Genomic DNA, 16338 nt, shown 5'->3' with positions numbered 1-16338 from the left:
GCGACAGGAGCCCCCATGACCACCGCACCAGAGACCGGGTCCGCGGCGACGGACGACCGGCCGGCGGACGACGAGCCGCTGATGGCCGAGACGTCCTTCAGCCAGCAGAGCCTGTGGCTGCTCGACCAGGTCGACCCGGATCAGCCGACGTACAACGTGCTCGCGGCGGCGCGCATCCGCGGCCCGCTCGACGTCACGGCGCTGCGCCGGGCGCTCGACAGCGTCGTGGAGCGGCACGAGTCGCTGCGCACGGTCTTCCACTTCGACGGCGTGGAACCGCTCCAGGTCATCCTCGACGAACTGCGGATCGAACTGCCGGTCGTCGAGGTGGCGGGCCGGGACGCGGACGAGCTCATCCTCGCCGAGATCGAGCGGCCGTTCTCCCTGGACACCGGGCCGCTCCTGCGCATGCGGCTGCTGCGGCGTTCGCCCGAGGAGCACATCGCCGTCCTGACGATGCATCACATCATCACGGACGGTTGGTCGTCGGGCATCCTCTTCCAGGAGCTCTCGCTCTGCTACGAGGCCCATGCGAGCGGCCGGCGGCCCCAGTTGGAACCACTCCCCCTCCAGTACGTCGACTACGCCGTCTGGCAGCGCGAGTCGCTGCGGGGCGAGACGCTGACCGGACTGGTCGACTACTGGCGGGACCGCCTCGCCGGCCTCGCACCGCTCCAGCTCCCCACCGACCGGCCGCGCCCCGCCGAACCGTCCTCTGCCGGTGCCGTGCACGCGTTCACCATTCCCACGGCCCTGGTCACCAGAGTGGACCGGCTCGCCCGTGAGCACGAGGCCAGCCCGTTCATGGTGTTCCTCGCGGCGTTCAACGTCCTGCTCGGACGCTACTCGGGCAGCGACGACATCTCCGTGGCCACTCCGGTCGCGGGCCGGGGCCGTTCCGAACTCGCCGGCCTGATCGGGTTCTTCGTCAACACCCTGCCCCTGCGCGTCGACAGCTCCGGCGACCCCGCCTTCACCGAGCTGATCGGCCGGGCCCGGGAAGCCTGTCTCGGCGCGTACGCCCATCAGGAACTGCCGTACGAGAAGCTGGTGGAGGAGCTCCGGCCGGCGCGCTACGCGGGGCTCGGCGGTCCGCTGTCCCAGGTCATGTTCTCCCTGCAGAACCTGCCGCAGGAGGGCTGGTCCGCGGGCGGACTCTCCTTCGAGGCGATGCCCGTGGCCACGCGCACCGCGAAGTTCGACCTCTCGCTCGAGATCACTCCCGGGCCCGAGTTCGCCGACGCCACCCTCGAGTACAGCACCGAGCTGTTCGACGCCGACACGGTCGAGCGGATGGCACGGCAGTTCGTGACCTTGCTGCACTCCATCGCCACCCGGCCGCAGGAGCCCGTCTCCCGGCTGCGGTTGTTCGAGGAGGACGAGCGCGACCTGCTTCTCGGCTCCGCCCGTGAGTCCGCGCCGGATGCGGAGGGGCCACCCGAATGCCTGCACCGGGCGTTCGCGAGCCGGGCCGCCGCAGCACCCGACGCCGTCGCCGTGGTCTGCGGGCCGCGACGGCTCACCTACGCGGAGCTGGACGCCGCCGCGGACCGGCTTGCCTGGCACCTGCGGGACCGCGGCGTCGGACCCGGCACACCCGTGGCAGTACTCCTGCCCCGGTCGCCAGAGCTGATCACGGCCTACCTGGGCGTGCTCAAGGCGGGTGGCCACTACGTGCCGCTCGACCCGGACTACCCGTCCGACCGGATCGACTACATGGTGACCGACTCGGAGGCGTCCCTGGTCATCACCACGGCCGAGTGCGCCGCGCAGCCGTATCTGCGGGGCCGTGAACCCGTGCTGCTCGACGCGCTGGCGCCCACGGCCCGCCAGGGGCCGCCGCCGGACGAGACCACACCGGACCAGCTCGCCTACCTCATCTACACCTCCGGCTCCACCGGACGCCCCAAGGGCGCCATGAACACCCATCGCGGCGTCACCGCCTTCGCCCGCGCGATGGCCGGCTCCCTCGGGTTCACCCCGCAGGACAGGGCCCTGCAACTGGCGCCTCTGGGCTTCGACGTGGTGGCCGAAGAGGTTTATCCGCACCTGCTCACGGGCGGCTCGATCGCCCTGCCCGACGGAAAGCCCCCGCTGGCGACCGAGGAGCTGTGGGAGCTCGTCGCTGCGACCGGTGCCACCGTCCTGTCCACCACGCCCAGCCGGCTCGGCGCCATCACGCAGGCCGAACGAGACGCCGCGCCCTCCTGCCTGCGCATCCTGATCTTCGGCAGCGAGGCGGCGCCCGCGCTCGGCCGGCTGATGCCGTGGCGGCAGTGGCCAGGCCGGCTCGTACAGGTCTACGGAGTGACCGAGGCCGCGTGCACCTCCGTGGCGGCACCGGTCGACTACGACGGGGCCGCCGACGCCATCGCCCCGCTGGGCCGTCCGCTGCCGCACTGCCGGGCCTACGTGCTGGACGCGTGGCTGGAGCCGGTGCCGCCGGGTGTGGCGGGCGAGCTGTGCCTGGGCGGTCCCTCCGTCGGCCGCGGCTACCACGCCCGTCCGGGCCTCACCGCCGAACGCTTCGTGCCCGACCCGCACTCGGCCACGCCGGGCGCCCGGCTCTACCGGACCGGCGACGTGGTGAGCCGGCGCGCCGACGGCACCCTCCAGTTCGTCGGCCGGTCGGACGCACAGGTGAAGATCCGGGGCTACCGGGTGGAGCCGGGCGAGGTGGAGGCCGTGCTGAACCGGCACCCCGGACTCTCCGGCGGCGCGGTCGTCGCCCGGCCCGATGCTCTCGGCGCCCAGCAGCTGGTGGCGTACCCGGTGCCCGTCGCAGGCGGTGAGGCCGGCCCCGGGGAGTTGCGGGACTTCCTGGCCGAGCGGCTGCCGGAGTGGATGGTCCCCGCCCTGTACGTCCCCCTGGCCGAACTCCCGCTGACCGCCAACGGCAAGATCGACCGGGCGGCGCTGCCGGACGCGTCGGGAGCCGCCGCGTCAGCGCGGTACGTGGCCCCGCGGACCCCGGTGGAGGAGGAGCTCGCCAGGATCTGGTCGGAGCTCCTGGGCCTGGACCGAGTCGGCGTCCACGACAACTTCTTCGATCTGGGCGGCCACTCGCTGCTCGCCGTCCGGATGCTCGCCGATGTGAGTGAGACGCTCGGCATCCAGGTCCCGATGCGGGTCCTGTTCACGATCGAGCCGACGGTCGCCGAGGTCGCTCAGCACATCTTCGAACTGCTCCTGGCGGACAGCGGGGACAGCCCGGACGACGTGGCCGGCACGGACGGCAATGCCGGTGCCACCGAGGGGGCCGGAGCATGACGGCGGGCCCGGCCGACCTTGCCGCGCGCGCACGCATCGAGGCCTCCCTGCTGGCCCGGCGCTCACGAACGGGCCGAGCCCCGGTCCCCCGCCTGCCGAGGAGCGAGGGCGACAACCGCTTCCCGCTGTCACCGGTCCAGCACCTGATGTGGCAGCTCCACCACGACTCGCCCACGCGGAACACCTGGGTCACCCTCGGAGGCATCAAGCTGTTCGGAGCTCTGGACATCAGGGCACTCGAACGCGCCTGGAGCGCCCTGGCCGACCGCCACGAGGCCCTGCGGACGGTGTTCACCACCGATGAGCACGGGGAGCCCGCACAGATCGTGCGACGGTCCGGCACCGGCCGCCTGTCCTTCCAGGTCGTCGAAGTGACGCCGGAGGACGCCGACGATGTCATGGGGGCCTTCTTCGACGAACCCTTCGACCTGTGCGCCGATTTGCCGGGACGGCTGCGGATCCTGCGGGTGGGGCCGGACGAGCACCACATCGCCATCGTGGTGCACCACATCGTCAGTGACGGCCACACCATGTCGGTGCTCATCGAGGAACTGACCACCCTGTACTTCGCCTGCTCGGCCGGGCTGCCTTCCCCCCTGGCACCGCTCCCGGTCCAGCCCGCGGACCTGGCCGCCTGGCAGGGCGAGCGGCTGACCACGGCCCGGCGGCGACAACTGCTCGGCTACTGGCGAACCGCCCTGGAGGGCGCCTCCGTTCCGGTGCCGCCCACCGACGTGGCGCCGCGGCCGGAGACCGACTGCACCGGGCGGACGTATCAGCTGCCGGTCTCCGGGAGGACCGTGTCCGCGTTGCGGCAGGTCGCCAGGAAGCACGGAGCGACCCCGTTCATGGTGAGCCTGGCCGCCTTCCAGGTACTGCTCGCCCGCTACACCGGAGTACGCGACGGAGCGGTCACCACTCCCTACTCCTGCCGGGACCGCCCGGAGGCAGACCGCCTCGTCGGCGCCTTCATCAACCTGCTGATCGTGCGGGCGGATCTCTCCGGCGATCCCACGTACCTACAGGTCCTCGAACGGGTGCGCGACCGGACGGCGGCGGACTTCGAGCACCACGACCTCCCGGTCGCCGAGGTGATCGAGGCCCTCGGCCATGAGCCCGCGGCCGGCCGGCGCGACATGCTGCGCGCCCTGTTCACCGAGGAGGACAACCCCGCCGTACCCGATGAGGCCGAGGAGATCCTGCGCAGCGAGATGGTCATGGATCCGCCGTGGCACCAGGCGGAGCGGGACTTCACGCTCCGGGTGACGCATGACGCGACCGCCGGGACCCGGATCATCGTCACGTACCGGACCAGCGCGTACACCGCCGCGAGGGTGCGGGACATCGCCGCCGACTACCGTGACCTGCTGGACCGGATCGCGGCCGGGACTTCGTTCCGCGTCTTCGACGACCGTGGCGGGCCGCCGCTGCGGGTTGTGTCCCCGCCTCCGGTCGTGGGCGGAACCTGAGCGGCCGTCGTCCGCGGCGCATGAATGAGCGTGGCCCGGTCCCGGCGACTTCGCCGGGACCGGGCCACGCTCCTGTCGTCAGCCGCGCTCCCCCTCGGGCCCGGGGCCCGGCATTTCTCTGGGGACCACGTACGACCGGCCGACCAGGGTGGCGAGTTCGGCCCTGGAGGAGACATCGAGCTTCTTGAATATCCGGCCCAGGTGGGTCTCCACGGTCTTGTGGCTGACCGTGAGGGCGCGGGCGATCTGCTGGTTGGTACGGCCCCGGCTCACCTGGACCGCGACCTCGAGTTCGCGCTTGCTCAACCGGCCCAGCCGCGTCTTCGCCGTGTGAGTCGGTCCGGCCGGCGGCTGGGCCGAAGCCGGGCCCGGAGCAGCGGCCCGGGACATGTGCGGCGCGGCTGTCCCGGCGCTGCGGCCCGCCGCCCGCAGGGCCGTTTCCGCCTCCTCGGTGACCGCGCGCAGATACTCGCTGTCCGTCATCGCGGCGGCCGCCGCCGCGACCACCGCGTGCCGGACCGATCCCGCGAGGTCTCCGTCCGCCAGGTCCATCTCGCCGACGGCGAGCGCGAACTGCGGTACCCGGCTGAGCTGTTTGCCGCGCTCGGCGAGCAGCAGACCCCGCTCGTAGTGCCGGGCCGCGGACTCCTTGCGCCCGAGTGCGGACTCGGCCGCGGCCAGCCAGTACAGGCCGTCGAGATACCGCACGGCCTCGTCGTCCTGTGCCTGGTCGAGGAGCCGGCACGCCACCGCGCGGTGGAGCACGGCGTGTTCGGTGGCGCGGCTCCTGGTGGCTCCCATGGCCAGCAGGGCGTACAGCCAGCCCCGGGTCACCGCGGAGAGTCCGGCCGCGTCGTCGAGCAGCGCGTCCTCCTCGATCTCGGGCAGGGGCGCGTTGGCGGCAAGGGCGTTCTCCAGGCGTGCGCCGAGCAGCAGGGCATGCTGTTCGCGTTCCTGTCCGCCGGTCAGCTTCAGGGCCGTGGCGATCTCCTGGTCCGCTCCGTCCGGCCTGCCCAGATTGCGCAGCGCCCACGCCCGCCAGAGCGTCGCCTTCAGATGGATCGGGTGCGACTCGTCCTCGCCACGGAGACCGTCCAGCACCGTCATGCCCTGCGAAAGCTTTCCGCTGAGCATCAGTGCGCTCCCGAGCAACAGGGTCTCCGGCCCCGTTCCGGGCCCCGGACGGCTCATGTCCATCGCGGTCGCGGCCCACGTGGCGGCCTGCCCCGGGTCGGTCCACAGCGTTTCGGCCGCTGCCTCCAGCAGAATCCGGCTGCTGTCGGTGTCGCCGGTCACGGCGGCGTACTGGAGATGCCCGGCCAGGTCCAGCGGATCACCACCCTGCTGGGCAAGGATCGGCGCTGCCCTGCCGTGGGCACCGAAGAGCCAGCCGGTGCCGGCCGTCTGGTAGGCGGCGGCGCGCAGGAGGGGGTTGCTGAAGCGCAGCCGCCTGGTGACGATGTCGACCCGCAGCAGGTCCTCACGCACCAACTCGTCGATGGCCGAGCAGAGTTCCTCGCCGCTCACGCAGGCGACGCATCCCACGTTGGCGGGGATGAACGGTTCGCCGAGCACGGCTGCCGCCCTGGCGACCTGCCATGCGAGATCGGAGAGCGCCCTGAAGTCCCGCAGGGTGTCGGTGAGTACGTCCAGTGGGAGCCGGGGCATGATCGGCGCGTGTTCCCCGGGTATCGAGCGCAGCGCTGAATACGCTTTGAGCAGCCCGGGGTTGCGGTCCGACTCGTCGAGCATGAGATTGCACTGCACCCGGCTCATGTCTTCGGGAAGCAGAGCGAGCGCAGCCTCCCGGGAGATGCCTGCCGCGACGACCCGCTTGGCCCGGCCGTTCGCCACAGCCTGGTTCAGCACGTCCTGCAGGTTGTGGTCGAGCTGGCGGGGGCGATAGGCGAGCGCCATCAGCACGGGACCGGCGGGCGGGTGTCGCACCAGGTGCGCGACCAGTTCCATCGAGGCCTCGTCGGCGCAGTGCAGATCATCGAGGGTGATCAACAGCCCGCCGTCGGAGCCCAGGTGCTCCAACAGGGCCCGCACCGCACTGAACAGGTGGTACCTGCCCACCGGGCTCGTGGGTACGCATAACTGTGCTGTTCCGGAGAGGGCGGGAAAGACGGCCTTCAGCCATTGCGCCTGTTCTTCCGACCAGGGATGACAGGTCCTGTACTGAACCAGAACGTCATCCAGAGCGTCGACGAAAACACCGAATGGCATTCCGACCCGCGACCGGGGAACAGCACACCCGGAGGCGATGACCCTGCCTCTGCGAGCACCGCTTGCGGCCAGCGTCGAAAGCAGGAGGCTCTTCCCCGTCCATCGATCGCCACAGATTTCCAGAACTGAAGTGCTGGACGGCTCATCAAAGATGGTTTCGAACCAGGAACCCGGCTCCTGCCCCGAGATTTCCGGTCCAAACTCTCTATCGATTACACATGCCGAAGACGGAGTCTCAGCTGCAGCGCACATACCTCATCCATAAAGTCGCCAACCATAGACACGGAGAGGCTCTCTCACATACTTGAGCCCGTAGACGCCACGAAAGCAAGGTGAAGGATCTGCACGCGGGTCACGTCTTCACGACCTGAACGCCGAGCTCCGGACCGTCGGGGAACTCCCCGGCGGGAAAGGGCGCCCCGAAGGTCCGGAGCCATCCGTGAACACCTTGCCCACCTGGCTGTTCCGTGCACGGGTGAGCTCACCCTGCGCGTGACGGGCCCACCCGGACACGTCACACCGCTCGAGCTTGTCCTGTGAGACGCCCAGGCGCCCGGTGCGGTTCCCCGGTCGGGCCTGTCGCCGCGGCCGGGATCCGGGAACACGTACCGGCCGGTTCCCCGGCTGCCTCGGCCTCATCCCGTCCGGGCACCGCACCATCACATCCGGACCACGCCCATGCGCACGTTTCCGGAACGAACGGACCGGCCGGCCGCAACCGACCATCAAGAGTTTTCCCATAGTTCCCCCTTGACACCATCACGTGCCCAGCTATTGGTGGGCCGATCATTACGCAACTCACTCTGATCACACAAGGATTCGAGGGGGTTTATATCTTGAACGGATGGTGTCCCGCCCGCCGCCCCGAGCAGTTTCGAGAGATGCCGGCGCACGGCTGCGGCAAGGCACGATCTGTGCACGAAAGAGCCGGTCTCGAACAGATACGGACAGGGATCGCAGTGTCATAGCAAGAAGTCCTTCGACCACTGTGGTGAGGTCCGAGCTGATATGTTCTCGGCCGCCGGGGCAGAAGCAACTCCGCAAACTACGCGTTCCGACGCGGAAATCCGCCGCGCGCCGGGCACAGGTGCGGCCGGTGCGCGGGTGGACCGTGACGGGCGGGGTCCGACGGCTCCGCCCGAAGTCCCTGCCCGGCATCGGGACAGCCGCGCCCGGGCGCTGCCCGTAACCGAAGGAATCATGCGCGCGTTGGTTCGGCGGGGCTGCCCTCACCACCCCGCCTCACGAGTCGAGACCCGCCAGAAAGGCAGGAACTCCTTGCCGCACGCCCGGTCCATGAGCGAAGCGCTGAACGCAGGCCGTAGCGGGCAGGCGGTGAGCCCGGGATGGCTGCCGCCGGAGCAGTACGCCGAGACGGTGATGAAGGCGACCGCGTTCGCGTGCATGTACTTCACCGACGAGCATGACAACCCGCTTCAGCTGAAGGCGGTTTACTCGCGGACCCACCCGTGGCAGCTCGTCGGTGGAACGATGGATCCGGGCGAGCGGCCGTGGGAGACGGCGCTGAGGGAGTGCCGGGAGGAGACCGGGATCGTCTACGACGGGCCCGCGGAACTCCTCGCGTCGGTGTTCGGTCAGCCGGGGGCGGAATGGCCCTACGCCACCATCGGCTTCGTCTTCGAGGGCGGCCGGCTCACCGACGAACAGATCCACTCCCTCGTCCTGGACCCGGCCGAACACGACCAGGCCCGCGTGCTTCCCCTGTCTGAATGGCGGGCGCTCATGCCGCGTCGGGATTTCGTCCGGCTGGACGCGGTGGCGCAAGCCCGTCGCACAGGCACGGCGGCCTACTTCGGCTCATGGGACTGGGAGACGTGACAGCCGAAAGAGATCATGGGTTCGTGCCACTCCGCCGAGAGTGCCCGCGCGACGGTCGCCCCCGGACGGTGCGGCCGACCGCGTCGCACCGGGCTTAAGCGCAGGTGGGAGGTGCCGCAGGGGGTGCAGCGGCCTGTTGACCGGTGCAAGGTTCCAAACGTCCGGGGGCCGAAGCTCATCGCCGCGGCACGCGCCAAGCGGATGTCGCCCTTTGTAACGCAACCGCCACTTCTTGTTGACCTCAGTGGCTCTCCAACGGAAAAGCCCCCGCTGTTAACGGTGGCTTTAACGGTGTCTTGGCATGTCAGGCTGACAAAAGCAGCGTAAAACGGATAACCCCAAGATTGGGACTCCCCAATCAGCACATCGTGGGCTTAACTTAGGTGGCATGACCTCCCCCCGCTCCACCTACGGCGGCGGCTACTACGCCGCACCGTCGTTCCCCGACACTCCGATCTACGACTCCCTGGTCGCGGAGCGGGGCACGCCTCAGATCGCACCGATCCGAGTGCCCGCCGCGTACGACACCGGCAACAGCTACCTGCCGGCGCTCCCGTCGGCCCTGCCGGCCCTGCCCGCGGCACCCTCCCAGCCGAATCCGTCGTACGGCTACCAACAGCCGATGGCCCAACAGGGCTACGCGCCGATGCAGCCGGCGCAGCTGCAGCACGCGCCGGCGCCGTACATCCCGCAGCAGCCTTCCGCGGGGCGGGGCGGCTACCAGCAGGCGCCCCAGCAGTACCAGCAGCCGCAGCGGCCCGCGCCGAGTACCGGCTACGAGTCGATGCGCCCGGCCTCGCCGCGGCCCGCGCCCGCGCAGTCCCCGTACGAGGACCCGTACAACCGCCCGTACCAGGGCCGGGGCTACTAGGCAGGTCAGCGGCAGTTCACCGGGGAGTGGCTGGCAGGATGGAGGCATGCCCTCTCCCGAACTGAGTGCCGTCCACATCCACCCGGTCAAATCGCTGGCCGCGTGCACGGTGGGCGAGGCCGCCGTCGAGCCATGGGGACTCGACGGCGACCGGCGCTGGATGCTGGTCGACACCGCGGGCAAGGTGGTCACACAACGTCAGCAGCCCCGCATGGCGTTGATCTCCGCGACACCTGTACCGGGCGGCGGAATCGTGCTGAGCGCGCCTGGGAGCGCGCCCCTGGCCGTGGAGGTTCCCGAGCCCCGGGAGATGACGGACGTAACTCTGCACCGCAGCCGGCTCGACGTCGTCGAGGCGGCGCCGAGTGCCCACGCCTGGCTGGGCGCGTACCTCGGGGCCGAGGTCAGGCTGGTCCACCTCGACGCGCCGGACCGGCGCAGGCTCATCGATCCCGCATACGCACGGCCGGGTGAGACCGTCAGCCTGGCCGACGGCTACCCTCTGCTGCTCACCACTCTCGCCTCGCTCGACGCGCTGAACTCTCTCGTCGCGGACGGCGACCACGCCGGTGAGGGGCCGGTGCCGATGGACCGCTTCCGGCCCAACGCCGTCGTGGCCGGCACGGCCGCGTGGGCGGAGGACGCGTGGACGCGGCTCTCGATCGGCGAGGTGACGTTCCGCGTGGTCAAGCCGAGTGCCCGCTGTGTGATCACCACGACCGATCAGCACACGGCCCGCCGGGGCGTCGAACCTCTGCACACCCTCGCCCGGCACCGCCGGTCCGGCAAGGAGCTGCTGTTCGGCCAGAATCTGATCCCGGACACGACGGGCGTCATCCGGGTCGGGGACCCGGTGCGCATTCTGGGATGACGGGCCCCGCACACCGGGAACTCAACGTGCCACGCGGCACGTTGGCCGGGTGAGGTTGCTCTCTCTTCGACGCTCCAGCGCGCGGTCCGCGCCGTATCGGGTTATGACGGATACGGAAGGGGGTGCAGGATGCGAGCGCTCACGGGAGTCTGGCGTTGGCGGCACAACCCACTGCGCCGCGCCACTGACAGGCGCGAGGCGTGGGTGGCTCTGGTCGCGTTGCTTCTGCTCGTCGTGGCGGCGCCGGTGCTTGGCTGGTTCTGCGGCGCACGCGCCGACGACGCCCTGCAGGAATCGGTTCGGGCCCAGCAGGCCGACCGCCGGCTCACCACCGCCGTCGTGGTGCGCCAGGCCGCCCGGCACGTGCTGACCGATCCGGAGGTCTCCACGGACCGCAGGGCGCAGACCCCGGTGGTAGCCCGCTGGCACGCCCCGGACGGCACGGCGCGCAGCGCCACGGTGACGACCGCCTCGCGCGACACCGCGACCGGTGCCCAGGTGCGGATCTGGACGGACCTGGCGGGCAACCCCGCGCCGCGCCCCCTGGACGCGCCGACGGCGCACACCCATGCCGCGCTGGCGGGTTTCGGCGCGACGATGTTGTCCGTCCTGCTGATCGAGGGCGGGCGGCGTCTGATCGTATGGCGCATGGTGCAACGGCGGTACGAGCGGCTCGACCGGGCATGGGCCGAGGCCGGTCCCGACTGGGGCAGGACGGGCACCGGCAGCTGAAGAGCTGCTGTTCGGGTCAACTCCGGGCCTCCGCGCGCGCTACGGTGGACCGGCCCGCCCGTCACTCCTGCGGGGCAGGCCCCGGGTGACCGCTGCCGCGAGGCCGGTGACACGGGCATCACACACGCACGAGGTGGGGGCACAACAGCGCCATGGCACAGGGCACGGTCCAGGTGACGCACACCGGCACATCGCGGTGGCGGCGCCGCACAGGCGAGTACGCCTCCCTCACCGCGGCTCTGGAAGCGGCGGCGGACGGTGATGTGCTCACCGTCGCGCCGGGCACCTACCGGGAGAATCTGGTCATCGCCCGCGCGGTGACCCTGCGCGGGCCCGAGGGCTCCGTCGGCTCCGTGCGGATCGCCCCCGTCGACGGTGTCCCGCTGACCCTCCGTGCCTCCGCCGTCGTCCAGGACCTGCACGTGGAGGGCCAGGACTCCGCAGCCCCGGCCCTGCTGGTCGAGGAAGGCGCCCCGGACCTCTCGGACCTGCGGATCGTGACCCGCTCGGCCGCCGGCATCGAGGTGCGCGGGGCGGCGCGGCCCACCGTGCGCCGCTGCACCGTCGACAATCCGGCCGGTGTCGGCATCGCCGTACTCGACGGGGCGGGCGGCGTGTTCGAGGAGTGCGAGATCGTCTCCGCCGGGCAGTCCGGTGTCTCGGTGCGCGACGGCGCGCATCCGAGGCTGGAGCGCTGCCGCGTCCATCACGCCTCGGGGGCGGGCCTGTCCGTCACCGGCGAGGGCAGCGGTCTGGAGGCCGTCGGCTGCGAGATCTACGAGATCAAGGGAAGCGGGATACAGGTCTCGGCCCGCGGCGCCGCCCATCTCACCGACTGCACGGTGCACCGCACCTCCGCCGACGGGGTCACGCTGGACACCGACGCGGTGCTCACGCTGGCCGACTGCGACATCCACGACATCCCCGAGAACGCGGTGGATCTTCGGTCGCGCTCCGTGCTCACCCTGACCCGCTCCACGGTGCGTCGCTTCGGCCGCAACGGGCTCTCCGTCTGGGACCCGGGCACCCGCGTCGACGCCAACCAGTGCGAGATCCACGACAGCACCGGCGACTACCCGGCGGTCTGGGTCAGCGACGGGGCCACCGTGATACTGGATTCGTGCCGCGTCCATGACGTGCCGGACGCCCTCTTCGTCCTCGACCGGGGCTCGCGCGCCGATGTCGTGGACAGCGATCTGTCCCAGGTCCGCAACACGGCGGTGTCGGTCAGCGACGGGGCGACCGCGCAACTGGACGACTGCCGGATCCGCGAGGCGTCCACGGGCGCCTGGTTCCGGGACCACGGCAGCGGCGGCACCCTGAACAACTGCACCGTCGACGCGGTGCAGACCGGCGTGATCGTCACCAAGGGCGCCGATCCGACGATCGAGCGCTGCACCGTCACCTCCCCCGCCGAAGCCGGCTTCTACGTGTCGGCCGAGGGGCGCGGCACCTTCCACAGCTGCCGGGTCACCGGCAGCGAGGGATACGGCTTCCATGTGATGGACGGGTGCCGTACGACGCTGACGCGCTGCCGCACCGAGCGGTGCGCCCGCGGCGGTTACGAGTTCGCGGAGGGCGGGGCGCACGGTGACGCCTCGGCCACCGGGCCGGTCGTGGAGGACTGCACCAGCGACGAGAGCGGTCTGCGTGCCGCCACTCCCCCGCCGCCCGCCGTCCTGACGGCCACCCAGTCGACTCCGGGTCTGCTGCTGGGCGCGGTGCCCACACCTCGCGCGGCGGAGCCCGTGGCCGCCGAGGCGCCGGCCGAGCCCGCGCGTACGTCCGGAGCGGTGCTCGGTGAACTGGACGCGCTGGTCGGCCTCGACAGCGTCAAGCGCGAGGTGCGCGCGCTCACCGACATGATCGAAGTGGGGCGCCGGCGTCAGCAGGCCGGGCTGAAGGCGGCTTCGGTCCGCCGCCATCTCGTCTTCACCGGCTCCCCCGGCACCGGCAAGACCACGGTGGCCAGGCTGTACGGCGAGATCCTGGCCTCCCTCGGAGTGCTGGAGCGGGGCCACCTGGTCGAGGTGTCCCGGGTCGACCTCGTCGGCGAGCACATCGGCTCGACCGCCATCCGTACCCAGGAGGCCTTCGAGCGGGCCCGCGGCGGGGTGCTGTTCGTGGACGAGGCCTACGCGCTGTCGCCCGAGGACTCCGGCCGGGACTTCGGCCGGGAGGCCATCGACACCCTGGTGAAGCTGATGGAGGACCACCGGGACGCGGTGGTCGTCATCGTCGCCGGGTACACCCACGAGATGGAGCGGTTCCTCACCGTCAACCCCGGCGTGGCGTCCCGGTTCTCACGCACGATCACCTTCAGCGACTACGAGCCCGGTGAGCTCCTGCGCATCGTCGAGCAGCAGACCGAGGAGCAGGAGTACAGCCTGGCGTCCGGGACCGGCGAGGCTCTGCTGAAGTACTTCACCGAGCTTCCCAAGGGGCCCGCCTTCGGTAACGGCCGCACGGCCCGCCAGACGTTCGAGTCGATGGTCGAACGGCATGCGGGCCGGGTCGCCCAGCTCGCCGAGATGAGCACGGACGACCTCACCCTGCTGTTTCCGGAAGACCTTCCGGAACTCCCCTGACGACTCTGCCCGACTGGTCCGCCTGGTGGGGCAGGACGGGGACGAGCCGTTCGAGGAGCGCGGCCCGTTCCTCGGCGAACACGGGGTCCGCCTGGTAGTCGGAGTGCCCCAGCACCGGCTCGGGAAGCGGGTGTTCGGGGGTGCGTCCGTAGACCAGCGGGTCCTTCAGCGGGCCCCGGTCCACTTCCGGCCCGGACTCCTCGCCGAGCCGGACCTCGCCGCCGATGGGGTCCGTGGCCCGCCACAGGTTGCGCCAGCAGTGCACGGACCGGTGCAGCCCGTGCAGCTGGACGGGCCCGAAGTAGGCCGGGAACCAGCGCCCGTAGAGGCGTTCGATCGGTGAGCCGTAGGTGAGCAGTGCCACCCGGCCACGGGTCTCGGCCGGCAGTTGCCAGACGGCCGACGCGGCCAGGACGCTGCCCTGGGAGTGGCCCGAGATGACGAGCCGGCCGCGGGTGCGCGCGGTCCAGCCGGACATGCGCGAGGCCAGGTCGGGGACGGCCCGCTCGGCGTAGCACGGCGGGGCGAAGGGATGTGCGGCACGCGGCCAGAAGGTCCCCACGTCCCAGAGGATGCCGATGGTGCGGCGGGCCGAGGCATCCCGGTAGGCGCGGCGCCCGCAGGCGACGAACACCAGGAAGCCGAAGCCGATGAGCCAGGAGCCGGTGGACTGCGCCGCCTCGGCCACCGATTCGACGAAGGGACTGCTCCCGTCCATCGCGAGTCCGGGTACCTGACCGCTCGCCCAGGCGCCGCCCACCGCCCCCGCGCCGAGCAGCAGCGTGGCCCCGGAGACCAGGCCCAGCATGCCGGACGCCGAGTCGGTGAGCGCGGCCGTGGCCCGGATCCGGGCGATCTGCCTGGTCCGCGCGGGGTCGGGCCGCTCCTGTCCGTACTCCGCGTCGATCAGCGGTTCCAGCCGACGGGCCGCACGGTACGTCCGCAGGCCGAGCACGAGGCCCGGGATCACCAGAAGCACCAGGAGCACCGGAATGACGGAGGCCTGCCAGCTGAGGAGCACCGGCGGTCCCTCTATGAGGGCGCTGCGGCCCATCCCGGGGCTGCCGGGGCCGTCGAGCCAGTCCGCGACGCGCTGGGCCACACCACCGGTCATCACACCACCGAGCGCACAGGCCAGCATCGCGACGGCGGGGCCGCCGAGCCCGCGCATCACGGTGCGCGGCTCGGGGCTGCGCCGGTACAGGTTCAGCGCAACGACGGCGAGGAGCACGACGAGCGCGCCCTGGGCCAGGGTGACGACGCGGAACATGACGTCACCGGGAAGCGCTCCGGCGGAGACCCAGCCGGGGCGCGACCATGCGGCGTGCAGCGCGGCAAGGACAAGCAGAACGAGGGCGGTCGCGGGCAGATACGTGACGATGGCGCGGTCGATCCGGTTGTCGAGGCGCCGTTCGCTCCGGCCGCGCCGGCAGACCACCGCGAACACCACGAGCGCGCCCGCCACGAGGGCAGCCTCGATCAGCAGGCCGAACACCTCGGGCACCGGTCCGGCCGCCGACCGGTCCCTGCGGGCCGCCGCGCCCGTGACGAACGCGGTGACGGTGAGGAAGCCCGCGGCGGTATGGGCGGCACGCAGGCGCGCGACGAGCCGGCGTCCGTACCAGAACCCTGGCCGTCCGAGCGCGGGCCGCACCACGGGGGCCGCGTCCGCTCCGGGGACGGACGGCGGTACGTCGTCTTCCGGGTCGGCACCGGTGAGCGGCCGCTGGGACTCGTACGCGCTCCAGGTCCGGTTGGACAGGTACCAGAGCAGCACCACCAGGGCGGTAGGCACCAGGGCGGCGAGGGCGAGGCGGCGGCCCGGCTGGGACCACCAGCCGCCCTGCGCGGCGGAGAGGAACCCCAGCCACGACCGCTGGTCGGAGCATTCCGGTACGCCCGCGCACTGCCAGGCGGTCAGATCGAGCGCGACCTCGCAGACGGCTGCGGTCAGCAGGACGGTGAGGCTCAGCGCGAGCAGCCGGACGAGCACGCCGTACAGCCGGATCGCCCGGGGGCGGCGTGTGGCGGCCGGGCGCATCCAGTGGGCGAGGTTGATCACCATGAACGGGAGGAGCAGGAGCCACAGCGCGCGGGAGCCGTTGCCGGACGTCAGGTTGGACCAGCAGTACGCCTCGGGGATGGGCCGGTCCCGGTAGCGCTCGGGGTGCGCCTCCGCGTCGACGTCGCCGGGGCGCCGGTAGATGGCGGCGGTGGCGTCACCGGTGACGCGGACCGTGCGCGGATCGACGAGCATCTCCTGCGGAGTGGCTCCGCCCACGCCGTGGACCAGCAGCTCCAGTGCGGGTCCTTCGCTCTGTGGGGCCTGGGTGGCAGGTGGCACGGGGGTGACTCGCTCTCGCAGGGGGACGCGGCTGATGGCCGGTCACCAGAGTGCTGGATGGCTCCGGGTGTCCGCACCGCTCTTACGGAATCTCCCCAGTGCGGCGGCCCGCGACACCGCGTGGC

Annotated in this window: 8 protein-coding genes and 1 pseudogene; 7 read left to right on the top strand and 2 right to left on the bottom strand. The window is 71.5% G+C overall.

Annotated features, from left to right (window positions below):
• Positions 1-15 precede the first annotated feature (15 nt).
• Positions 16-3270: a non-ribosomal peptide synthetase gene (locus JGS39_RS21450; protein WP_219570911.1), complete on the top strand. Its 3255-nt coding sequence runs from the start codon at positions 16-18 to the stop codon at positions 3268-3270.
• Positions 3267-4739 (top strand): condensation domain-containing protein, encoded by a 1473-nt coding sequence (locus tag JGS39_RS21445; RefSeq protein ID WP_219570909.1) that lies wholly within the window; start codon positions 3267-3269, stop codon positions 4737-4739. Before JGS39_RS21450 ends, JGS39_RS21445 begins: the two co-directional genes overlap by 4 nt.
• A gap of 78 nt (positions 4740-4817) precedes the next feature.
• On the opposite strand, the gene JGS39_RS21440 is transcribed toward JGS39_RS21445, so the two are convergent.
• Positions 4818-7220, bottom strand: a complete 2403-nt coding sequence (locus JGS39_RS21440; protein WP_219570907.1) for a helix-turn-helix transcriptional regulator — start codon at positions 7218-7220, stop codon at positions 4818-4820.
• 1044 nt (positions 7221-8264) lie between these two features.
• Between JGS39_RS21440 and JGS39_RS21435 the strand changes: the two genes are divergently transcribed.
• From JGS39_RS21435 to JGS39_RS21415, 5 genes are all read left to right on the top strand, one after another.
• A complete protein-coding gene (locus JGS39_RS21435; RefSeq protein ID WP_236063519.1) occupies positions 8265-8807 on the top strand; it encodes an NUDIX domain-containing protein in 543 nt (180 codons plus the stop codon).
• A 388-nt stretch (positions 8808-9195) separates the two neighbouring features.
• Positions 9196-9678: a DUF6643 family protein gene (locus tag JGS39_RS21430; RefSeq protein ID WP_219570905.1), complete on the top strand. Its 483-nt coding sequence runs from the start codon at positions 9196-9198 to the stop codon at positions 9676-9678.
• Positions 9679-9724: 46 nt separating this feature from the next.
• Positions 9725-10549 carry an MOSC domain-containing protein gene (locus JGS39_RS21425; protein WP_219570903.1) on the top strand — a complete coding sequence of 275 codons (825 nt, stop codon included), beginning with the start codon at positions 9725-9727 and terminating at the stop codon, positions 10547-10549.
• A 129-nt stretch (positions 10550-10678) separates the two neighbouring features.
• The gene (locus tag JGS39_RS21420; protein WP_219570901.1) at positions 10679-11281 is read left to right on the top strand and encodes an Rv1733c family protein; all 603 of its coding nucleotides are present in this window, start codon (positions 10679-10681) and stop codon (positions 11279-11281) included.
• A gap of 152 nt (positions 11282-11433) precedes the next feature.
• A complete protein-coding gene (locus tag JGS39_RS21415) occupies positions 11434-13869 on the top strand; it encodes a right-handed parallel beta-helix repeat-containing protein (protein ID WP_219570899.1) in 2436 nt (811 codons plus the stop codon).
• Here the strand turns inward: JGS39_RS21415 and JGS39_RS21410 are convergent.
• Positions 13842-16126: pseudogene (locus JGS39_RS21410) on the bottom strand (hypothetical protein); the annotation flags it as partial. The gene JGS39_RS21415 and the pseudogene JGS39_RS21410 sit on opposite strands and share 28 nt — an antisense overlap.
• Between the last annotated feature and the right edge of the window lie 212 nt (positions 16127-16338).

It is taken from the genome of Streptomyces poriferorum (assembly GCF_019399235.1).
Classification (GTDB): domain Bacteria; phylum Actinomycetota; class Actinomycetes; order Streptomycetales; family Streptomycetaceae; genus Streptomyces; species Streptomyces poriferorum.
Note: the sequence above shows the minus strand (reverse complement) of the source record. Positions and strands in the feature narration are given on the sequence as shown.